This window comes from Serratia sp. CY31944, assembly GCF_052169175.1.
Classification (GTDB): Bacteria; Pseudomonadota; Gammaproteobacteria; order Enterobacterales; family Enterobacteriaceae; genus Serratia; species Serratia sarumanii.
Genome location: NZ_JBJNLG010000013.1, coordinates 120495 through 140269 on the forward strand (window position 1 = coordinate 120495; position 19775 = coordinate 140269).

General features: G+C 60.0%; 22 protein-coding genes. 13 read left to right on the top strand and 9 right to left on the bottom strand.

Going from position 1 to position 19775, the window contains the following annotated elements:
* Positions 1-54 precede the first annotated feature (54 nt).
* Together ACJ8IN_RS14950 and ACJ8IN_RS14955 are read left to right on the top strand one after the other, a co-directional pair.
* The gene (locus ACJ8IN_RS14950) at positions 55-1437 is read left to right on the top strand and encodes an MFS transporter (RefSeq protein WP_308325983.1); all 1383 of its coding nucleotides are present in this window, start codon (positions 55-57) and stop codon (positions 1435-1437) included.
* A complete protein-coding gene (locus tag ACJ8IN_RS14955) occupies positions 1434-1814 on the top strand; it encodes a DUF4440 domain-containing protein (RefSeq protein WP_039568646.1) in 381 nt (126 codons plus the stop codon). The genes ACJ8IN_RS14950 and ACJ8IN_RS14955 overlap by 4 nt, the downstream gene beginning before the upstream one ends.
* A 191-nt stretch (positions 1815-2005) precedes the next feature.
* On the opposite strand, the gene asr is transcribed toward ACJ8IN_RS14955, so the two are convergent.
* A complete protein-coding gene (asr, locus tag ACJ8IN_RS14960; RefSeq protein WP_308325984.1) occupies positions 2006-2359 on the bottom strand; it encodes an acid resistance repetitive basic protein Asr in 354 nt (117 codons plus the stop codon).
* Positions 2360-2589: 230 nt separating this feature from the next.
* Here asr and ACJ8IN_RS14965 point away from each other — a divergent pair, with 230 nt between their 5' ends.
* On the top strand, positions 2590-2898 hold the full coding sequence (locus ACJ8IN_RS14965) for a DUF883 family protein (RefSeq protein WP_004928950.1): 309 nt from the start codon (positions 2590-2592) through the stop codon (positions 2896-2898).
* Positions 2899-2959: 61 nt separating this feature from the next.
* Here ACJ8IN_RS14965 and pdxR read toward each other — a convergent pair whose 3' ends face one another.
* Positions 2960-4393, bottom strand: coding sequence for a MocR-like pyridoxine biosynthesis transcription factor PdxR (gene pdxR, locus ACJ8IN_RS14970; protein WP_308326156.1), 1434 nt, complete (start codon positions 4391-4393; stop codon positions 2960-2962).
* Between the two features lie 95 nt (positions 4394-4488).
* Here pdxR and ACJ8IN_RS14975 point away from each other — a divergent pair, with 95 nt between their 5' ends.
* The 5 genes from ACJ8IN_RS14975 (at position 4489) to nrdF (ending at position 8944) form a co-directional block, all read left to right on the top strand.
* Complete coding sequence (locus ACJ8IN_RS14975) at positions 4489-4920, top strand: carboxymuconolactone decarboxylase family protein (protein WP_060423811.1); 432 nt, start codon at positions 4489-4491, stop codon at positions 4918-4920.
* A 273-nt stretch (positions 4921-5193) separates the two neighbouring features.
* Positions 5194-5424 carry a glutaredoxin-like protein NrdH gene (nrdH, locus tag ACJ8IN_RS14980; RefSeq protein ID WP_033635681.1) on the top strand — a complete coding sequence of 77 codons (231 nt, stop codon included), beginning with the start codon at positions 5194-5196 and terminating at the stop codon, positions 5422-5424.
* A gap of 9 nt (positions 5425-5433) precedes the next feature.
* A complete protein-coding gene (nrdI, locus tag ACJ8IN_RS14985) occupies positions 5434-5838 on the top strand; it encodes a class Ib ribonucleoside-diphosphate reductase assembly flavoprotein NrdI (RefSeq protein WP_033649781.1) in 405 nt (134 codons plus the stop codon).
* Positions 5820-7964: a class 1b ribonucleoside-diphosphate reductase subunit alpha gene (gene nrdE / locus ACJ8IN_RS14990; protein WP_308325985.1), complete on the top strand. Its 2145-nt coding sequence runs from the start codon at positions 5820-5822 to the stop codon at positions 7962-7964. The genes nrdI and nrdE overlap by 19 nt, the downstream gene beginning before the upstream one ends.
* 8 nt (positions 7965-7972) lie before the next feature.
* Entirely contained in the window at positions 7973-8944 is a 972-nt protein-coding gene (gene nrdF / locus ACJ8IN_RS14995; protein ID WP_033635683.1) for a class 1b ribonucleoside-diphosphate reductase subunit beta, read from the top strand.
* Positions 8945-8987: 43 nt separating this feature from the next.
* Here the strand turns inward: nrdF and ACJ8IN_RS15000 are convergent, their stop codons facing one another.
* The 5 genes from ACJ8IN_RS15000 to ACJ8IN_RS15020 all read right to left on the bottom strand — a co-directional run bounded on the left by ACJ8IN_RS15000 (position 8988) and on the right by ACJ8IN_RS15020 (position 11735).
* Positions 8988-9275, bottom strand: a complete 288-nt coding sequence (locus ACJ8IN_RS15000; RefSeq protein WP_033635684.1) for a type II toxin-antitoxin system RelE/ParE family toxin — start codon at positions 9273-9275, stop codon at positions 8988-8990.
* Positions 9275-9562, bottom strand: coding sequence for a ribbon-helix-helix protein, CopG family (locus ACJ8IN_RS15005; protein ID WP_033635685.1), 288 nt, complete (start codon positions 9560-9562; stop codon positions 9275-9277). Before ACJ8IN_RS15005 ends, ACJ8IN_RS15000 begins: the two co-directional genes overlap by 1 nt.
* Before the next feature lie 77 nt (positions 9563-9639).
* Complete coding sequence (locus ACJ8IN_RS15010; RefSeq protein WP_308325986.1) at positions 9640-9834, bottom strand: DUF1289 domain-containing protein; 195 nt, start codon at positions 9832-9834, stop codon at positions 9640-9642.
* Positions 9835-9898: 64 nt separating this feature from the next.
* A complete protein-coding gene (locus ACJ8IN_RS15015) occupies positions 9899-10639 on the bottom strand; it encodes an SDR family oxidoreductase (RefSeq protein ID WP_308325987.1) in 741 nt (246 codons plus the stop codon).
* Between the two features lie 151 nt (positions 10640-10790).
* Positions 10791-11735 (bottom strand): MBL fold metallo-hydrolase, encoded by a 945-nt coding sequence (locus ACJ8IN_RS15020; protein WP_308325988.1) that lies wholly within the window; start codon positions 11733-11735, stop codon positions 10791-10793.
* A gap of 206 nt (positions 11736-11941) precedes the next feature.
* Here ACJ8IN_RS15020 and ACJ8IN_RS15025 point away from each other — a divergent pair, with 206 nt between their 5' ends.
* Positions 11942-12913, top strand: coding sequence for a patatin-like phospholipase family protein (locus ACJ8IN_RS15025; RefSeq protein WP_033649775.1), 972 nt, complete (start codon positions 11942-11944; stop codon positions 12911-12913).
* A 97-nt stretch (positions 12914-13010) separates the two neighbouring features.
* On the opposite strand, the gene ACJ8IN_RS15030 is transcribed toward ACJ8IN_RS15025, so the two are convergent.
* Positions 13011-14366, bottom strand: coding sequence for a 2-hydroxycarboxylate transporter family protein (locus tag ACJ8IN_RS15030; protein WP_033635692.1), 1356 nt, complete (start codon positions 14364-14366; stop codon positions 13011-13013).
* Positions 14367-14692: 326 nt separating this feature from the next.
* On the opposite strand from ACJ8IN_RS15030, the gene ACJ8IN_RS15035 reads away from it, so the two are divergent.
* Together ACJ8IN_RS15035 and ACJ8IN_RS15040 are read left to right on the top strand one after the other, a co-directional pair.
* On the top strand, positions 14693-16285 hold the full coding sequence (locus ACJ8IN_RS15035; RefSeq protein WP_308325989.1) for a sensor histidine kinase: 1593 nt from the start codon (positions 14693-14695) through the stop codon (positions 16283-16285).
* A 32-nt stretch (positions 16286-16317) separates the two neighbouring features.
* On the top strand, positions 16318-17004 hold the full coding sequence (locus ACJ8IN_RS15040) for a response regulator (RefSeq protein WP_033635694.1): 687 nt from the start codon (positions 16318-16320) through the stop codon (positions 17002-17004).
* Between the two features lie 16 nt (positions 17005-17020).
* Here the strand turns inward: ACJ8IN_RS15040 and ACJ8IN_RS15045 are convergent, their stop codons facing one another.
* The gene (locus ACJ8IN_RS15045) at positions 17021-17179 is read right to left on the bottom strand and encodes a hypothetical protein (protein ID WP_154610457.1); all 159 of its coding nucleotides are present in this window, start codon (positions 17177-17179) and stop codon (positions 17021-17023) included.
* Positions 17180-17411: 232 nt separating this feature from the next.
* On the opposite strand from ACJ8IN_RS15045, the gene proV reads away from it, so the two are divergent.
* Complete coding sequence (gene proV / locus ACJ8IN_RS15050) at positions 17412-18614, top strand: glycine betaine/L-proline ABC transporter ATP-binding protein ProV (protein WP_442519504.1); 1203 nt, start codon at positions 17412-17414, stop codon at positions 18612-18614.
* On the top strand, positions 18607-19713 hold the full coding sequence (gene proW / locus ACJ8IN_RS15055; protein WP_033649771.1) for a glycine betaine/L-proline ABC transporter permease ProW: 1107 nt from the start codon (positions 18607-18609) through the stop codon (positions 19711-19713). The genes proV and proW overlap by 8 nt, the downstream gene beginning before the upstream one ends.
* The last annotated feature ends 62 nt before the right edge of the window (positions 19714-19775 follow it).

The window sequence follows — 19775 nt, forward strand, 5'->3', positions numbered from 1 at the left end:
GATTTATCCGCACTTTTCCCCCCGATACACTGCTCGCCTTCAACCGGAGGCACCATGTCTTATCGCAGCAAAGTGGCAATCGTCTATCTGCTCGGCTTTTTCGTCGATCTGATCAATATGTTTATCGCCAACGTCGCCTACCCCGCCATCGGCCAGGCGATGCGGGCATCGGTCAGCCAACTGGCGTGGGTCAGCAACGGCTATATTCTCGGCCTGACGCTGGTGATCCCGCTCAGCGCCTGGCTGGCGCAGCGCATCGGCGGGCGGCGGGTGTTCCTGCTGTCGCTGGCGCTGTTCATGCTGGCCACCTTCGGCGCCGGCAACGCCGACAGCATCGGCGCGCTGATCGGCTGGCGCACCCTGCAGGGCATGGGCGGCGGCTTGCTGATCCCCATCGGCCAAACGCTGACCTATCAGCTGTACCGCAGCCATGAACGCGCCGGGCTGTCGGCGGCCATTATGTTGGTGGGGCTGCTGGCGCCGGCGCTGTCACCGGCGCTGGGCGGCTGGCTCGTCGATCGGCTGGACTGGCGCTGGGTGTTTTTCGCCAACCTGCCGCTGGCGGCCCTGGCCCTGGCGCTGGCGGTGCTGTGGCTGCGCGCGGAAACGTCGGCGACGGCGCGCAAACCGCTCGACGGCAAAGGATTGCTGAGCGCCTGCGCGGCGCTGACGCTGCTGCTGCTCGGCCTGACCCGGCTGAGCGAGGCCGGCCATCAGGTTTCCGGTGCGGCGCTGTTGGCCGCTGGCCTGCTAGTGCTGGCGTACTATCTGCGCCATAGCCTGCGCACCCCGCAACCGTTGCTGAACCTGCGGCTGGTCGGCGATCCGCTGCTGCGCAACGCCATGGCGGTTTATTTGTGCATTCCCGGCCTGTTCATCGGCGTCAGCCTGGTGGCGATGCTGTATCTGCAAAACCAGCTGGGGATGCCCGCCGCACAGGTCGGCGGCCTGATGCTGCCCTGGGCGCTGGCGTCGTTCCTGGCCATCACGCTGACCGGCAAAACCTTTAACCGCCTCGGCCCGCGGCCGCTGCTGATCGCCGGCTGCCTGTTGCAAGGCGCCGGCATGCTGACGCTGGCGCAGATCGACCAGGCCGGGCAACACGCGTTGCAGATCGCCGCCTTCGCCCTGATGGGATTTGGCGGCAGCCTGTGCAGCAGCACCGCGCAGAGCAGCGCGTTCCTGCAGATCCCCGACGCTCAGCTGGCGGACGCCAGCGCGCTGTGGAACATCAATCGCCAGCTCAGTTTTTGCCTCGGCGTGGCGCTGCTCAGCCTGCTGCTGAATCTGCTGCTGACCGTGTTGCCGCCCGCAGCGGCCTACCGAACCTGCTTCATTCTGGCGGGCGCCAGCGTATTTATCCCGCTGCTGCTGTGCCTGCGCCTCGCCAACCGCGCCATCGTGCGCCAACTCAACGCTCAACAGGATGCTTTATGAACCCGTATTTTACCGAAGTGATCGACGCCCACATCGCCATTGAACGCTGGCTGGGCAAAGGGGCTGGAGAAGAGCAGGCGCTGCTGGCGCGCTTTACGCCGGATTTCAGCATGATCGCGCTGAGCGGCGCTCCGCTGGATTTTGCCGCGCTGTGCGCCTTTTTCCGCGCGCATCGCGCCGCCAAACCGGGATTGGAAATCGAGATAGAAGAGATGAAGCTGGTGGCCGAATGGCCGACGGGCGCGGTAGTCAGCTACCGGGAAAAACAGAGCCTGCCGGGGCAAAGCGCCACGCTGCGCTATTCCACGGTGGTCTTTGAACGTCAGCCCAACGCGCTCGGCTGGCGGCATTTGCACGAAACCGCCGCGGCGCAATAATTACAGAAAGCTGCCGGCCAAAAACAGTTCCCAACCGACGATCGCTCCGCACAGGGTTACCGCGCTGAAAATGACTTCAAACAGATAGCGATTGATCATCGTTCGTCGCCTCAAAAGAAGACACCCGGGATAACCGGGTGTCTGGAGTACGGGCTGGAGAGTGCGGAACCTTTCGGTTCCGCAAACATCACTTAATTAAGCTTTTTACCGGCTTTTTTGTGGTGTTTTTTAGCGGCCTGAGCTTTCTGCACTGGCGCTTTTTTGTGGTGTTTTTTAGCTGCCTGGGCTTTCTGAGCCGGCGCTTTTTTGTGGTGCTTTTTAGCGGCCTGCGCTTTCTGGGCTGGCGCTTTTTTGTGATGCTTGGCTTTCTTGTGGTGCGTTGCTTTAGCTGGCGCTTTTTCAGCAGCAGCCGCTGGCGCAGCGGTAGTGGTGGTCGCAGCTGGCGCGGTGGTGGTAGCCGGAGCAGAAGCTGCGGTATCAGCAGCGAAAGCAACAGAAGACAGACCCATAGTGGCAGCAACGATCAGCGCTAATACTTTTTTCATCTTTACATCCTCAGAGTGTTGTTTCGGTAAGCTCCGGTGGAGCCGTTGAAACAGATACTAGTGGAATCAAACTGCCGCTTCCGTGAGTGATTGGTTTCGCCGAGTAACCAAATGTACAAAGCCCAGGCGCCGGTAAACACCTGCGTGAAGGCGGTTTTTTTTCCGTGATCGGCCACGCAAATCGCGCCATGGTCTACACTTAAGAGACATGTGTCGAAATGGAGAGCTGAATGTTTAAGAAAGCGGAAAGAACAGAACGCGATATCGATCAGGACGTCACTCTGTTGGCCGATACGCTGGATGAAGTGTTGCGCGAGTCCGGTGACAAGACCAAAGAGGAACTGAAAGAGCTGCACAGCAAGGCGAAAGGCGTGCTGCGCGACGCGCGAGCGCGGTTCAATGGCTCCACCAGTCTGACACAGCATGCGCGCGATGCGGTTGATCAAGCCGATAGCTATGTGCGTGACAAACCTTGGCAGGGCGTAGGGATCGGTGCCGCCGTCGGCATCGTGCTCGGCGTGCTGCTGGCCCGGCGTTAACACCCCTGCAGTCATAAAGATAAAACAGATGTGCGTCTGGCCCGCGGAAATCGCGGGCCGTTTAATTTAGGCGTTTGAACAGCTGCGCCAGCCCCTGCACCGCCCGTTCCGTCTCCTCTTGCCGAGTGAAATTGGCAAACCCCAGCAGTAACCCCTGCCCCGCCGGATGATCGATTCGCCAGTCCGACAACGCCTGCGCCGCCAACCCCAGTTGCCAGGCTTGCGCCGCCAACGGCGTATCCGCCACCCCGTCACGTAGCCGGGCCAACAGCTGAATGCCGCCCTGCTGCGGCACCACCCTCAGCCACGCCCCCAGCTGCCGCTCCAACGCCTGCGTCAGCCACTCGCGCCGCTGGCGGTACAGCGGCCGCATGCGTTTCAGGTGGCGGTAGAAATGCCCTTGCCGGATAAAATCCGCCACGCCGGCCTGCAGCAGCGGCGGGCAACCGCAGCCACGCAGCCGACTGCTGCGCGCGAATGTCTCCGTCAGACCGACGGGCACCACCAGATAAGCCATGCGCAGCGCCGGGAACAGCGTTTTGCTGAAGGTGCCGGCGTACAGCACCCGCCCCTGAACATCGAGGCTTTTCAGCGGCGGCAGTGGCCGCCCGTGATAGCGAAACTCGCTGTCGTAGTCATCTTCCAGGATCCAGGCCCCGCGCTGCTGCGCCCAGTCGAGCAGCGCCATGCGCCGCGCCAGGCTGAGCGAGACGCCGAGCGGGCTTTGATGGGTCGGCGTCACCACCGCCAGCCGCGCCTCAGGCTCCGTCAGCATACCGGCGGCCACGTCCATGCCTTGTTCATCCACCGGCACGGCGAGCGGCCTGACGCTGGCGGCCCGCAGCAGCGGGCGCGTGACCGGATAGCCGGGATCTTCTATCCATACCGCGTCGCCGGCGTGCAACAGCGTCTCCACCACCCAGTCCAACAGCGCCGGATAACCGGCGCAGAGGAAAATTTGCTCCGGCCGACAGCTGATGCCGCGCGACAAATGCAGATAATGGGCGATCGCCTCACGCAGTTCAGGCAGGCCGCCGGCCGGCGGCAGCGCCAGGGAAGCCACCGTGGAAGCACGCAGCCGGCGGGCGACAATGCGCTGCCACAGCGCCCGCGGAAACGCATCCAGCGCCGGCACGCCCAGCTGGAAAGGCTGCAGCATGCCCTGCGGCTGCAGCGGATCCGGCGCTATCGTCGCCAGCGACGGCGCGGCGGATACCGCGCCCGGCGGCACGTGCGGCAGCTGCGGTGAAACATAGGTGCCCGCCTGCCCGCGGCTCTGCAAGAAACCTTCAGCAATAAGTTGCGCGTAGGCGCTTTCCACCGTGGCGCGCGCCACGCCCAGATCGCTCGCCAACCCGCGCACCGAGGGCAACCGGCTGCCCGCCGCCAGGCTGCCCTGGGCGATGGCGTCTTTAATCCGCAGGTAAATCTGCCGGTACAGCGGTTCGGCGAGCCGACTGTCCAGCCGCAGCGAAGTCAGGAAAGATGGCATTATGGCCCGGTTAAATAATCATTTTATGGCCCTATAGCATAGACCATAAGGCCGCTAAAGTAGCGCCATGATTTCGTTACTACCGATTGAGGTTGACCATGATTAAGCAACGTTTGAACTATGCCGAATTGGCGCCCGCCCCGTACAAAAATATGCTGAGCGCGCTGATGGCGCTGGAGAAAGGCGCCCTGGACAAGGCGACCATCGAGTTGATGTTTATGCGCGTTTCGCAGATCAACGGCTGCGCCTACTGCCTGGATATGCACGGCAAAGCGCTGCGCGAAAGCGGCTTCAGCCATGCCAAGCTGGATACGCTGGCAGGCTGGCGCGTCAGCCATGAGTTCAACGAGCGCGAGCGCGCCGCGCTGGAATGGGCCGAGTCGGTGACGCTGATCGCCGCCACCGGCGCGCCGGACAGCGCTTTCGAGGCGCTGAAGGCGCACTTCAGCGATGCCGAGATCGCCGATCTGACCTTCGCCATCAGCATCATGAACGCCTTCAACCGGCTGGCCGTCAGCATGCGCCAGTAATGCGTTCTCTTCCCCCCTCCGCACTGAGAGGGGGAATTTCTCACCCGCAAAAATTTTTTCCCTCGCCTTTTCCAGCCCCGGCGCGGCTTGCGCCTTCACCCTTACAAAACACCATATATGGCGTGGTTGATAAAATAAATATCAACATATAGTATTTTATAGGTCAGCCGCAGGGAATGTCGTTCGGTTGATAACGCCGTCAGAAACGCCAGGAACAATGCTCCGTTATCTGACTTGTCCGCCTTTCCTTCAGTCTAAAGGTAAATGCGAATCATGAGCATTATTATTTACAGTAAGCCGGACTGTGTCCAGTGCAACGCCACCTATCGCGCATTTGATAAACAGGGGATTGATTATCAGGTGGTCGATCTCACCCAGGATCAGCAGGCGCTGAACCACGTTAAATCCTTAGGTTATCAGCAAGTTCCGGTGATTATCGCCGGAGACGATCACTGGTCTGGATTCCGGCCGGACAAGATCGGCGCGCTGGCGCTCACCTGCTGAGGCCCGCCGATGAATCCGCTGGTTTATTTCTCCAGCAGCTCGGAGAACACCCATAGGTTCGTTGAGAAACTGGGCCTGCCGGCGATCCGCATTCCGATCGCCGGCGCCCGCAGCAAGCTGCTGATGGAACACCCCTTTATCTTGATCGTACCCAGCTATGGCGGCGGCAGCGCCGTCGGCGCGGTGCCGATCCAGGTGATCCGCTTTCTCAACGTTCCGCAAAACCGTTCATACCTGCGCGGCGTCATCGCCGCCGGGAACACCAACTTCGGCGCGGCGTACGGCATCGCCGGCGACATCATCGCCAAAAAATGCCAGGTGCCTTTTTTATACCGCTTTGAGCTGCTCGGCACTACGCAAGACGTTGAAAACGTTAGACAGGGAGTAACCGCATTTTGGCAACGACAGAACTGACCAGGCCCGAGACGGGCGCGCTGGATTACCATTCGCTCAACGCGATGCTCAATCTTTACGATGCGGAAGGCCGGATCCAGTTCGATAAAGATCGGCTGGCGGCGCGGCACTACTTCCTGCAGCACGTCAACCAAAACACCGTGTTTTTCCACAACCTGGAGGAAAAGCTGCGCTATCTGGTGGAGGAAGGCTACTACGAGCCGCAGGTGCTGGCGCAGTACGAATTCCCGTTTATCAAGCAGCTGTTTCAGCAGGCCTACGCCAAAAAATTCCGCTTCGAGACCTTCCTCGGCGCCTTCAAGTACTACACCAGCTATACGCTGAAAACCTTCGACGGCAAACGCTATCTGGAGCGCTACGAAGATCGGGTGTGCATGGTGGCGTTGACGCTGGCGGCGGGCGACACCGGACTGGCGCAGGATTTGGTGGAGGAGATGATTTCCGGCCGCTTCCAGCCGGCCACCCCGACCTTCCTCAACTGCGGCAAACGCCAGCGCGGCGAGCTGGTCTCCTGCTTCCTGCTGCGTATCGAAGACAATATGGAATCGATCGGGCGGGCGGTGAACTCCGCGCTGCAGCTGTCGAAGCGCGGCGGCGGCGTGGCCTTCCTGCTGAGTAATATTCGCGAGGTGGGCGCGCCAATCAAGCGCATCGAGAACCAGTCCTCCGGCGTCATTCCGATCATGAAAATGCTCGAAGACGCCTTCTCCTACGCTAACCAGCTCGGCGCGCGCCAGGGGGCCGGCGCGGTGTATCTCAATGCCCACCACCCGGACATTCTGCGTTTCCTCGACACCAAGCGCGAAAACGCCGACGAGAAGATCCGCATCAAAACGCTGTCGCTGGGGGTGGTGATCCCGGATATCACCTTCGAGCTGGCGAAGAACAACGAAGAGATGTACCTGTTTTCGCCCTACGACGTCGAACGGGTGTATGGCGTGCCGTTTTCGGAGATTGCCGTCAGCGAGAAATATCGCGAGATGGTGGACGACAAGCGCATCCGCAAGTCGCGCATCAACGCGCGCGAGTTCTTCCAGGTGCTGGCGGAGATCCAGTTCGAATCCGGCTACCCCTATGTGATGTTCGAGGACACGGTTAACCGGGAGAACCCGATCGCCGGGCGGATCAACATGAGCAACCTGTGTTCGGAGATCCTGCAGGTCAACCGCGCCAGCACGTATCACGAGGATCTGAGCTACGATCGCATCGGCAAGGACATCTCCTGCAACCTCGGCTCGCTGAACATCGCCAAAACCATGGACGCGCCGGACTTCGGCAAGGCGATCGAGACCGCGATCCGCGCGCTGACCGCGGTGGCCGACATGAGCGACATCCGCTCGGTGCCGTCGATCGCCGAAGGCAACCGCAGCGCCCGCGCCATCGGCCTGGGCCAGATGAACCTGCACGGTTACCTGGCGCGCGAGCGCATCTTCTACGGCTCGGAAGAAGGCATCGACTTCACCAACCTCTATTTCTATACCGTGGCCTATCACGCCATCCGCGCCTCTAACCGGCTGGCGATCGAGCGCGGCGGCGCCTTCGACGGCTTTGAGCATTCCCGCTATGCCAGCGGCGAGTACTTCGATAAGTACACCGAGCGCGACTGGCTGCCGCAGACCGAGCGGGTGCGCGAGCTGTTCGCCGCCGCCGGCATCGCCATTCCGAACCGCGACGACTGGCGCGCGCTGCGCCAGTCGGTGATACTGCACGGGCTGTACAACCAGAACCTGCAGGCGGTGCCGCCGACCGGTTCCATCTCGTACATCAATAACGCCACCTCCAGCATCCACCCGATCGTTTCGCGCATCGAGATCCGCAAGGAAGGCAAGATCGGCCGCGTTTACTACCCGGCGCCCTACATGACCAACGACAACCTGGCGTATTACCAGGATGCCTATGAGATTGGCCCGGAAAAGATCATCGATACCTACGCCGCTGCCACGCAACACGTCGATCAGGGGCTGTCGCTGACGCTGTTCTTCCGCGATACCGCCACCACCCGCGATATCAACCGCGCGCAGATCTACGCCTGGCGCAAAGGCATCAAGACCATTTACTACATCCGCCTGCGCCAAATGGCGCTGGAAGGCACCGAGGTGCAGGGCTGCGTGTCCTGCGCGCTGTGAGGCAACTTATGACGACCGTAACATCGGCGCCGCTGGTGCGCGCCATCAACTGGAACATCATCGAAGACGACAAGGATCTGGAGGTGTGGAACCGCCTGACCTCCAACTTCTGGCTGCCGGAGAAGGTGCCGCTGTCCAACGATATCCCCTCCTGGGCCACGCTGACGCCGAAGGAGCAGCAGCTGACCATTCGGGTGTTCACCGGGCTGACGCTGCTGGACACCATCCAGAACACCGTCGGCGCGCCGGCCCTGATCGCCGATGCGCTGACGCCGCACGAAGAGGCGGTGTACTCCAACATCAGCTTTATGGAGGCGGTGCACGCCCGCTCGTACAGCTCAATCTTCTCCACCCTGTGCCAAACGCCGGACGTGGACGACGCCTACCGCTGGAGCGAGGAAAACCGCGCGCTGCAGAAGAAGGCCGGCATCATTCTGGCGCACTATCGCAGCGACGATCCGCTGTTGAAGAAGGTTGCCAGCGTGTTCCTCGAGTCGTTCCTGTTCTATTCGGGCTTTTACCTGCCGATGTACTGGTCAAGCCGCGCCAAGCTGACCAACACCGCCGATCTGATCCGCCTGATCATTCGCGACGAGGCGGTGCATGGCTACTATATCGGCTATAAATTCCAGAAAGGGCTGGAGAAAGTGGACGCCGCACGGCGCCGGCAGGTGAAAAACTTTGCCTTCGATCTGCTGCAGGATCTGTACGACAACGAGGTGCGTTACACCGAGGAGCTGTACGACGGCGTCGGCTGGACGGAAGACGTGAAAACCTTCCTGCACTACAACGCCAACAAGGCGTTGATGAACCTCGGGTATGAGGCGCTATTCCCGCCGGCGATGGCGGAGGTCAACCCGGCTATCCTGTCGGCATTGTCGCCAAACGCCGATGAAAACCACGACTTCTTCTCTGGTTCCGGTTCGTCTTACGTCATCGGCAAGGCGGTCAACACCGAGGATGAGGACTGGGATTTCTGAGGACATGACAACGATACCGGTCTTTCAGGCCGGTATCGTGCATTCAATACCCTTGTTCTTTCTGACTACGGATCGCCAGAACAAACGCCGTATCGATATCAGGGATATATTTGTAGAGCGCCAAATAACCGCGAGCTTGCTGCCCAATAATCAATTCACGCAGCCCTGCGCCAAGGGCTCGTCCGATCAATGGATTATGTTCCAATACCGCAATCGCCTGGATGATTTCCTGAATGCGCCGCCCTGAATCCGCAGCGCCATACTGAGCCAAATGAGCGAGAATACGTTCGATATCATCCCTGACCTCTGGCGCCAACTCGACATTTGCCATCAGCGCCCCAATTTTTTAACCGGAGGTTTAACAGCGTCAGTGTTACCCGCTGCGTAATTTTCCAAATAACCGCGCATCTCTTTCCAAGAGACAGTCTCTCCCGTCGCAATTATCTTGGCATAGCGTTTTTCCGCTTCATTCTCAAAGTCGCGGCGCAACTCTTCTTGCTGCGTTTTCTCCGCTATGGCCTGCAAAATAAAGCTGTGAGTCGTCACGCCAGCCTGCTCGGCGACGGCGGTGACGCGGGCTTTAAGCTCATCTGGAATACGGATGGTCGTCGTCGACATAATCGCTCCCAACGTCGGTCAATCACATGTAGCTCAATTGTGCTACATGAAATCTGGCAGCGCAATGATGCTGGGGATTATTTCACCGATTGACGCAGCTCAAGCCGCCGCCAGATGGCGCGTTTCTCCGCGTCGCCGGCGGTCGGCCAGGCGGCGATCTCCGCCCGCGTGCGCCGGCATCCCCGGCACTGCTGGGTTTCGTCGTCGATGCGGCACAGGCTGACGCAGGGCGATCTCACGCCGTGCTGGAATTGCTGATTGTCGCCCGCCATAAACCGCCCTTGATGTGATGTGTACCGCCACAGGATACCCGATCCGGCGGCGGCGCGTCGTCAATCAGATAATGCCGCCGTTGGCGCGCAGGGTTTGGCCGTTGATCCAGCCGCCGTCGGCCCCGGCGAGGAAGGCCACCGCCGCAGCGATATCTTCCGGCGTGCCCAGGCGCTCCAGCGGCGCCATCTTCGCCAGCCGATCGATAAGCTCCGGCGTTTTGCCGTCGAGGAACAAGCCGGTGGCGGTCGGCCCCGGCGCGACGGCGTTTACCGTGATATTGCGGCCGCGCAGCTCTTTCGCCAGCACGCTGGTCAACGCCTCGATCGCCGCCTTGCTGGCGGCATACATGCCGTAACCCGGCTGCAGCAGCCCCACCACGCTGGAGGAGAAGTTGATGATACGGCCGTTGTCACGCAGGCGCTTCGCCGCTTCACGCATCGTGTTGAAGCTGCCTTTCAGGTTGATGTCGATCAGGCGATCCGCGTCTTCATCGCGCATGTCCGCCACCGGCGCCAACGCAATTACCCCCGCGTTATTGACCAGCACGTCGATGCCGCCAAACGCCTGTTCGGCGCTGTCGAACAGCCGGGCGACCGCAGATGCATCGCTGACGTCGGCTTTGACGCTCAAGGCGCGGCCGCCGCGCTGTTCTATCTTGCGCACCAGCTCATCGGCCGGCGCCGGGTTGCCTGAATAGTTAATGATGACGGTAAAGCCGTCGGCGGCCAGACGCTCGGCGATGGCGGCGCCGATGCCGCGCGATGCGCCGGTGACGATAGCGACGGGGGGAGTTTTCTGGTTCATCGGAGATCCTTAAAGAAAACGACGAGGGTAACGTTAATCATGCACTCTTTATCGCGGCGAATAAGCCCCGATTGTCTGGCATCATCATCCCAAATTATCGAACAATGCGTCTGGACTCGTTCGATGGCCGCCCAACGGACGGCCATCCCCGTTACAACGCGCCGTAATTCAGCGGCACCCAGCTGTACCCTTCTCCCTGGCGGTTCAGGTAGCCCAATCCCGGGAACGACAGGTGTGCGCCGCCCACCAGCTCGTTCTGCCGCGCGCTGTCGCCAAACACCCGCAGCCGTTGAGCGACCGCCGCCTTGGCGTCGCTGTCAAAGCTGATAGCCACCTTCGGATGCGGCATCTGCACCGCCGCCACGTGGATCAGATCCCCCAGCAACAGCAGCTTTTTGCCCTGGCTGGTGACCTGATAGACACTGTGGCCTGGCGTATGGCCGTGAGCGGCAAAGGCGGCGATGCCCGGCGAAAGCTCGCCGTCGCCGTTGAACGGCTTAAAGTGCCCCGCCGCCTGGTAAGGCTTGATCGCCGCCATGGCCTTTTCGAAATTGCCTTTGTTCTGCGCCTTGGCCTGTTTCAACCGCTCGGCGCTCAGCCAGAAGTCCGCGTCCTGGCTGGCGGCGCGCACCACCGCATTGGGGAATACCGCCTTGCCGTCGTGCGTCAGGCCGCCGAGGTGATCCGGGTGCATATGAGTCAGGTAGATCTCATCCACCTGCTCAGGCTGATAGCCCGCCGCGCGCAGATTATCCACCAGCTTGCCCAGGCCGTCGCCCAGCAGCTGGCCGGCGCCGCTGTCGATCATCACCAGCTTGTCGCCGGTATTGATCAGATAGGCATTGACCGAGGTGACCACCGGCAGGCTTTGATGCCGCTCGGCCAACCCGGCGGCGATCTGCTGCGGCGTGGTGTTCAGCAGCAGTTTGTCCGCCGGCAGGCGAATGATACCGTCAGACAACGCGGTCACTTCAAAACTGCCCAGCATGATGCGGTAAACTCCCGGCGTCGGGGTTTTGGCCTGCGGCGCGGCGGCGCCGGCCTGTAATGACATAACGGCCAGCGCCGCGCCCAGCAGACAACGTTTCCAGAACATGATGACTCCTTGCGAGAATTGAACAGCGCTAAGTATTGACGCAAAAATCCCGATGCGCCTGTTTAATAAATTCCTTTAATAAATATATAAATAATATATTTATTATGAATAGTTTTGTTTGCCGACTCACACAACCCCAATCAATATTTTCTCGCTCGCCACTTGGTTATTTTTCTTACTCCCTAAACCAAGAGTGAGGAAATATCATGAACTATCAATTCGAAAATCTGGTCTTTGAAGGCGGCGGCGTAAAAGGCATCGCCTATGGCGGTGCGCTGGAATTGCTGGAAGCTAAAGGCATCATGCCACAGATCAAGCAAACCTCCGGCGCCTCGGCGGGCGCTATCGCCGCGCTGCTGGTCGGCTTGGGCTGCAGCTCGGCGGACGTCACCAAAATTCTGTCGGCGATGGATTTTAAAAAATTCCTCGATTATAACGGCGGCTTTTTCGGTACGCTCCACGATGCCTATCGCCTGTTCAATCAATACGGCATCGCGCCCGGCGATTATTTCTATCAATGGTCGCGCGATATTATCAAGCAATACACCGGCAAGCCGGATATTACCTTCGAGCAGTTCGAAGCGATGAAAGCGGCGAAAGGGTTCAAATCGATTTACTTTATCGGCGCCAACCTCAACAGCGGCCAGCGCGAGGTCTATTCGCATCGCACTACGCCGCGCATGAAAGTGGCGGACGGCCTGCGCATTTCGATGTCATTCCCGTTCGCCTTCGTGGCGAAGAACAACACCCTGGGCGACCTGTGCATCGACGGCGGCATGATCGACAACTACCCGGTGCGGCTGTTCGACTATGACTTCTCCGCCACGCCGCCTTACATCGACGCTTCAAGCCAGCGCATCAACACCCGCACGCTGGGCCTTCGCCTGGACTCCGCCGGCGAAATCGCCCAGGCAGCCGGGCAGGCAGGTCCGCGCACGCAGGTCAACAACCTATTTGATTTCACCCTGGCGGTGGCCAACGTGATGCTGGACATCCAAACCAAGGTGCACCTGGACAGCGACGACTGGAAACGCACCGTGTATGTCGACACGCTTGACGTCGGCACGCTGGAGTTCGGCATCAGCGAGGAGAAGAAACGCGCGCTGATCGAATCCGGCCGCCGCGGCGTAGAGCGCTACTTCGCCTGGTACGACGCCGCCATGAAACAGGCGGCATAACCCCCATCCACCCCGCCCGCGCGTACGGCCGGCGCGCGGGCAAAAAAATCCCCGCGGGGGCGGGGAAAGGCAAAGTAACGCTAAGGATTTCTAGGAGTTATACGAAGAATTTGGCCAACACCAGCAGCGACAGCGAGACGTTGATCGCGCCCCCAATCCGGGTGGCGATCTGCGCGAACGGCATCAGCGACATGCGGTTGCCGGCGGTGAGGATCGCGACGTCGCCGGTGCCGCCCTGCCCGCTCTGGCAGCAGGAGACAATCGCCACATCGATAGGATGCATGCCGATTTTCTTGCCGACGAAGAAACCGGTCGCCACCAGCGCGCTGACGGTCGTGACGATCACGATTAGATTCTGTACGGTGAACGCGTCCACCAGCTCCTGCCACGGCGTGATGGCCACCCCGACCGCAAACAGGATCGGATAGGTCACGGCGGTGCGGAAGAATTTGTACACCACCTGCGAGCCTTCCTGAATGCGCGGCGACACCCCGTGCGCCAGCTTCACCGCCACGGCGGCGAACAGCATGCCCACCGGCGCCGGCAGGCCGATCAGGCGGTGCAGCAACATGCCCACCATATACAGCAGGATGGCCAGCAGCGCGCCGCAGGCGATGGTGCTGACGTCCACCTTGCCGCTGATTTTTTCCACCGCGTTCATGTCGCTGTCGCCCTGCTTGCTCGGCATCAGGCTGCCTTCGCCGGTCAGGTGCGGATAACGCTTGCCCAACTGGTTGAGCAGGCCGGCGATGACGATGGCGGTCAGGCTGCCGAGCATCACGATCGGCAGAATGCGCCCCAACGCCACGCCCTGCTCCATGTGCAGGATCGCCGCGTAGCCCATCGACAGCGGGATCGCCCCTTCACCCACGCCGCCGGCCATGATCGGCAGGATCAGGAAGAAGAAGATCTGGAACGGCTCCAGGCCCAGCGCCATGCCGACGCCCATCCCCACCAGCATGCCGACGATCTCGCCGCACAACATCGGAATGAAGATGCGCAGGAAGCCCTGGATCAGCACCTGGCGGTTCATGCTCATGATGCTGCCGACGATGATGCAACAGATGTAGAGATAAAGAATGTTGGTCGATTTGTAGAACTTGGTGGTCGACTCCACCACCACGTCCGGCAGCAGGCCGTAGTGCACCAGTGCGGAAGGAATGAAGGTGGCGCAGATCGCCGCCGCACCCATTTTGCCGATCAGCGGCAGGCGCTTGCCGAATTCGCCGCAGGCGAAGCCGAAGAACGCCAGGGTGGCCACCATCACCACGATATCGCTCGGCAGCTTGCCTTCCAGGCAGTCGAGCAGAATCAATACGCCGGCCAGAATAAAGAACGGTAACGGAATAATCCCTACTTTATAATTATCCAGTATCCGCCACCATTTCTCGCGCAGAGGAATATCGGCGGCCTTGTCTTTGGCTACGAGGTAAGAATCATCTGTTGTGCTCATAATCTGGCCTCTTATTAGTTTGTTCAGCCATCATAGAGAAGCGCACGGATTATCTGCTGTGATTATGTTCAAAGTTAAAAAGGGTTTTTAATGGTGGTTATGGTTTCTATGGGGTTAATTAAGATTATGTAAAAACCGGCGTGGTTTTAATGGTGTTAATGCCGTTTTTATTTTAAAGCTTATCAACTTTATCGCAGACGAACAATTCTCGTCCGGTTCACTCTAATCCCGTGTGAGGGATCACAAGTTGATCGGGCGCAATATTACAGACCCCGCTTCTCGTGATAGGGTAAGGCTTCAGGATCTCTTTACGGTGAAGCTCCGCCATGCGGCTCAAACTCTCATTTCAAATCAAGCTGTTTCTGTGCCTGGTGGCCTTCTCCTGCCTGCTGTTGACCTGCATCGGCGCCTACACCTATTACCAGCTGGATGCGCAGCTGCACCGCGATCTCGGCGCCCGCGCGCAGGTGCAGGCGCGGGAAATCGCCCTCATTCCTTCGCTGGTCGACGCGGTGGAAAACAACGACGCCGCCCGAATCACTGCGCTGATGAGAAAAATCCGCGCCAGCAGCGACGCCAGTTATATTGTCATCGGCGATAATCACGCCCGCCATCTTTATCATTCCGAATATGAAGGCCGCCTGGGCACGCCGATGATCGGCGGCGATAATAAAGAGGTGCTGGAAGGGAAAAGCATTATTTCCATTCGCAAGGGCGGCATCGGCGTTTCATTGCGCAGCAAGGCGCCGATCCTGGATGAAAATAATCACGTGATCGGCATCGTTTCCGTCGGCTATTTGAAATCGCACATCGATAATTTAAATGCCAGGACGCTGACGCAAATTATCGGCTCCATCGTCCTGCTGCTGATCGCCCTGTTCGTCTTTTCCTGGCTGCTGTCGAAAAACCTCAAGCGCCAGATGTTCTGGCTGGAGCCGAAAGAGATCGCGCTGCTGGTGCGCCAGCAAAAAGCGCTGCTGGAAGCCATCTATGAAGGGGTGATCGCCATCGATCCAGAGCTGCGGATCATCACCATCAACCATGCGGCGCGCGAGCTATTGGATCTGCACCAGCCCGCCGCCGGCTTGCTGGGCCGGCCGATCGGCGACGTCATTCAGGCGCAGCCGAACTTCTTCGCCGCCGCGCAGCTGGGCCAGGATACGCACGACGAGGTGTGCCGCTTCAACCATGTGCGGGTGATCGCCAGCCGGGTGCGCATCATGCAGGAGCAGGAACTGCAAGGCTGGGTGATCAGCTTCCGCGACAAGAACGACATCAATACCCTGAGCAGCCAGCTTAGCCAGGTGAAACGCTATGCCGACAACCTGCGCATCATGCGCCACGAACAGCTGAACTGGACCGCCACGCTGGCCGGGCTGCTGCATATGCAGCGCTACGACGAGGCCATCCGTTACGTGGAGGCCCAGTCGGAGGGCGCGCAGGAGATCCTCGATTTCATCTCGCAGCGCTTCAGTTCGGCGGCGCTGTGCGGCCTGCTGCTGGGCAAATATTCCAGCGCCAGAGAAAAAGGCATCGAGCTGCGCTTCGATCCGGCCTGCCAGCTGCGACAGATCCCGGCGGCGCTGAATGAGACCGAACTGATGTCGATCGTCGGCAACCTGCTGGATAATGCGGTGGAGGCGACGCTGCACTGCCCGGCCCCGCACGACGCGATCGAGCTTTATATCAGCGACGGCAGCGACGAGCTGGTGATCGAGGTGGCGGATCGCGGCACCGGCATCGCCGAGGAGATTCGTGATACGCTGTTTGAACAGGGCGTCACCACCAAAGCGGATAAAAGCGACCACGGCATCGGCCTGCATCTGGTCGCCAGCCACGTGGCGCAGGCGCACGGCAGCATAGAAGTGTCGGACAACGAGCCGCACGGCGCGATATTCTCTATATTTATCCCTAAATAAAACCCATAACCCGATTTTTTGAGCACCCGATTATGTCACACCAAGCACTGGACGTTCTGATCGTGGAAGACGAGCCGCAACTGGCGACGCTGCACGCGGAGTTCATCGAGAAAAATTTCAACCTGCGGGTGGTGGCTTACGCCGCCACGCTGGCCGAAGCGCGGGCCAAAGCCAACGCGCATCAGCCGCGGCTTATCCTGCTGGATAACTTTCTGCCGGACGGCCAGGGCATCGAGCTGATGGAAGAGCCGGCGGTGAAGAACCCCGCCTGTTCGGTGATCTTCATCACCGCCGCCAGCGACATGCACACCTGCAGCCAGGCGATCCGCAACGGCGCCTTCGACTACATCATCAAGCCGGTATCCTACAAGCGGCTGCGCAATTCGCTCGAACGCTTCATGCAGTTCGTGCAAACCCAGCGCACCTTCAAGATCATCGATCAGGACAACGTCGATGCGCTGTACAACCTGCAGTCGAAGCAGTTCTCCAGCGAGCCAAGCGCCAAAGGCATCGAAACCAATACCCTCGAGCTGGTGCAGGCACTGTTTATCGCCCAGCCGGCGGTGGCGCATGCGGTGGAGGACGTGGTGGAGCAGGTCGGCATCAGCAAGACCACCGCCCGCCGTTATCTGGAATATTGCGTCGCCACCCAGTTCGTGCGGGTGGAGATGCTGTACGGCAATATCGGCCACCCGCGGCGGCTGTATCGCAAGGCCTGAGGCTGCCATCTGGCTGTCATATTACGGCGATAACATAGCGTCCGACGATATCCCCCTCGATATCGGCACCTGTCGTTAAAACTGATGAAATACTGATGACTTTTACCCGGCCTCTGGTCGGGTTTTTTATTATCCGAAACGGCAGGCGCAGAAGCGAAATATCCCATTGCTTCACGCCGCGTTATTTCCCTAAAAACCAAACCATTATGGCGAATAGCGGCCGTCAATTTCGAGGCATGGGCAAAATTACCATAACTAATTAAAACCTTGATGTAAACCACCAATATCCCATTTAAATGACATTGAGGGTTGTCTCAGATATTCACTGTGTTAGGGTAAAAAGCTCTTTTATTTTGCTAAGGACAGCCCATAACGCGTTAATTAAACCAGAGGAAACAGCAAATTGCATGGCAATTAAACTCGAAGTAAAGAGCCTGTATAAGATATTTGGCGAACACCCGGAACGCGCATTCAAACTGCTGGATAAAGGTCTGACAAAAGATCGGCTGTTTGAAAAAACCGGCTTATCGCTCGGCGTAAAAGACGCCACTCTGGCCATTGAAGAAGGCGAGATATTTGTCATCATGGGGCTCTCCGGTTCCGGCAAGTCCACCCTGGTACGCCTTCTCAATCGTCTGATAGAACCCACCCGCGGCCAGGTGCTGATCGACGGTGAGGACATCGCCAAAATATCCGACGCCGCGCTGCGCACCGTGCGGCGAAATAAGATCAGCATGGTATTTCAGTCATTCGCGCTGATGCCGCACATGAACGTCCTGAATAATACCGCATTCGGTATGGAATTAGCCGGCATACCGCTGCAGGAACGCCAAGAAAAAGCGCTGGATGCCCTGCGCCAGGTCGGGCTGGAGAATTATGCGCTGTCTTATCCAGATGAATTATCCGGCGGCATGCGCCAGCGCGTGGGATTAGCCCGCGCCCTGGCCAATAACCCGGATATATTATTGATGGACGAAGCCTTCTCGGCGCTCGATCCGTTAATTCGTACCGAAATGCAGGATGAGCTGGTGAAATTACAGGCCCAGCATCAGCGCACCATCGTGTTTATTTCCCACGATCTGGACGAAGCGATGCGCATCGGCGATCGCATCGCCATCATGCAGGGCGGTGAGGTGATCCAGGTCGGCACGCCGGACGAGATCCTGAACAACCCGGCCAACGACTATGTGCGCACCTTCTTCCGCGGCGTGGACATCAGTCATGTATTCAGCGCCAAGGATATCGCCCAACGGCGCCCGGTGACGCTGATCCGCAAAACCCCCGGCTTTGGCCCCCGATCGGCGCTGCAGCTGCTGCGCGATGAGGACCGTGATTATGGTTATGTTGTTGAACGTGGAAAGAAATTTATCGGCGTGGTGTCGATAGAGTCGCTGAAAAAGGCGCTGTCCGCCAATCAAACGCTGGACGATGCCCTGCTCGAGGCCCCTGCCGCCGTGCCGGCCGACACGCCGCTCAGCGATCTGATTTCCCTGGTCGCCCAGGCGCCGTGCGCGGTGCCGGTAGTGTGCGAAGAACATAACTATCTCGGCATCATCTCCAAGGCCATGCTGCTGCAGGCGTTGGACAAGGAGGGCTCCGCCAATGAGTGATACTACGCAAACCCAAGATCCCTGGGCTACCGCACCGGCCGATACCGGCGCCGCACCCGCAAACGATGCCGCCGCCAACGCCGGCGACGCCTGGTCCAGCGCGCCGCCGCCGGCCACCCATGACGCCGCCGCGTCAGGTGCCGATTGGCTCAGCAGCGCCCCGGCGCAGCCGGAACACTTCAGCCTGCTCGATCCGTTCCACAAGGCCTGGGTGCCGTTCGATACCTGGGTCACGCAGGGCATCGACTGGCTGGTGCTGCACTTCCGCCCGCTGTTCCAGGGCATCCGCGTGCCGGTCGACATGATCCTGAGCGGCTTCCAGCAACTGCTGCTGGGCATGCCGGCGCCGATCGCCATTCTGGTGTTCTCGCTGCTCGCCTGGCAGGTCTCGGGCCTCGGCATGGGCGCCGCGACGCTGCTCTCCCTGGTCGCCATCGGCGCCATCGGCGCCTGGTCGCAGGCGATGGTCACGCTGGCGCTGGTGCTGACCGCACTGTTCTTCTGCATCCTTATCGGCCTGCCGCTCGGCATCTGGCTGGCGCGCAGCAAGCACGCCGCCAAGGTGATTAGACCGCTGCTCGACGCGATGCAGACCACCCCGGCCTTCGTCTATCTGGTGCCGATCGTCATGCTGTTCGGCATCGGCAACGTGCCGGGCGTGGTAGTGACCATTATCTTCGCGCTGCCGCCGATCGTGCGCCTGACCATTCTCGGCATCAAGCAGGTGCCGGAAGATCTGATCGAGGCCGCCGAGTCCTTCGGCGCCAGCCCGCGCCAGCTGCTGTTCAAGGTGCAGCTGCCGCTGGCAATGCCGACCATCATGGCCGGCGTGAACCAGACGCTGATGTTGGCGCTGTCGATGGTGGTCATTGCCTCGATGATCGCCGTCGGCGGGCTGGGCCAGATGGTGCTGCGCGGCATCGGCCGGCTGGACATGGGCCTGGCCGCCGTCGGCGGGGTCGGCATCGTGATCCTGGCGATCATTCTCGATCGCCTCACCCAATCGCTGGGGCGCGATCGCCGCAGCAAAGGCATCGGCCGCTGGTACCGCCGCGGCCCCATCGGGCTGCTGACTCGCCCGTTCATCAAACAAGCCTGACGCTTTTCCCGCCGGCGGCTGCGGCCCCGGCGGGCTATGACACCACCACATCGAAAAAAGGG

Excerpts from the sequence above, each read along its gene's own strand:
- ACJ8IN_RS15040 (WP_033635694.1), top strand. The coding sequence starts at position 16,318 with ATGTCACACCAAGCACTGGACGTTCTGATCGTGGAAGACGAGCCGCAA.
- ACJ8IN_RS15015 (WP_308325987.1), bottom strand. The coding sequence starts at position 10,639 with ATGAACCAGAAAACTCCCCCCGTCGCTATCGTCACCGGCGCATCGCGC.
- ACJ8IN_RS14955 (WP_039568646.1), top strand. The coding sequence starts at position 1,434 with ATGAACCCGTATTTTACCGAAGTGATCGACGCCCACATCGCCATTGAA.
- ACJ8IN_RS15025 (WP_033649775.1), top strand. The coding sequence starts at position 11,942 with ATGAACTATCAATTCGAAAATCTGGTCTTTGAAGGCGGCGGCGTAAAA.
- ACJ8IN_RS15010 (WP_308325986.1), bottom strand. The coding sequence starts at position 9,834 with ATGGCGGGCGACAATCAGCAATTCCAGCACGGCGTGAGATCGCCCTGC.
- ACJ8IN_RS14950 (WP_308325983.1), top strand. The coding sequence starts at position 55 with ATGTCTTATCGCAGCAAAGTGGCAATCGTCTATCTGCTCGGCTTTTTC.
- ACJ8IN_RS15005 (WP_033635685.1), bottom strand. The coding sequence starts at position 9,562 with ATGTCGACGACGACCATCCGTATTCCAGATGAGCTTAAAGCCCGCGTC.
- ACJ8IN_RS15035 (WP_308325989.1), top strand. The coding sequence starts at position 14,693 with ATGCGGCTCAAACTCTCATTTCAAATCAAGCTGTTTCTGTGCCTGGTG.
- proW (WP_033649771.1), top strand. The coding sequence starts at position 18,607 with ATGAGTGATACTACGCAAACCCAAGATCCCTGGGCTACCGCACCGGCC.
- ACJ8IN_RS15030 (WP_033635692.1), bottom strand. The coding sequence starts at position 14,366 with ATGAGCACAACAGATGATTCTTACCTCGTAGCCAAAGACAAGGCCGCC.
- asr (WP_308325984.1), bottom strand. The coding sequence starts at position 2,359 with ATGAAAAAAGTATTAGCGCTGATCGTTGCTGCCACTATGGGTCTGTCT.
- ACJ8IN_RS14975 (WP_060423811.1), top strand. The coding sequence starts at position 4,489 with ATGATTAAGCAACGTTTGAACTATGCCGAATTGGCGCCCGCCCCGTAC.
- ACJ8IN_RS14965 (WP_004928950.1), top strand. The coding sequence starts at position 2,590 with ATGTTTAAGAAAGCGGAAAGAACAGAACGCGATATCGATCAGGACGTC.
- nrdF (WP_033635683.1), top strand. The coding sequence starts at position 7,973 with ATGACGACCGTAACATCGGCGCCGCTGGTGCGCGCCATCAACTGGAAC.
- nrdI (WP_033649781.1), top strand. The coding sequence starts at position 5,434 with ATGAATCCGCTGGTTTATTTCTCCAGCAGCTCGGAGAACACCCATAGG.
- ACJ8IN_RS15000 (WP_033635684.1), bottom strand. The coding sequence starts at position 9,275 with ATGGCAAATGTCGAGTTGGCGCCAGAGGTCAGGGATGATATCGAACGT.
- ACJ8IN_RS15020 (WP_308325988.1), bottom strand. The coding sequence starts at position 11,735 with ATGTTCTGGAAACGTTGTCTGCTGGGCGCGGCGCTGGCCGTTATGTCA.
- nrdH (WP_033635681.1), top strand. The coding sequence starts at position 5,194 with ATGAGCATTATTATTTACAGTAAGCCGGACTGTGTCCAGTGCAACGCC.
- proV (WP_442519504.1), top strand. The coding sequence starts at position 17,412 with ATGGCAATTAAACTCGAAGTAAAGAGCCTGTATAAGATATTTGGCGAA.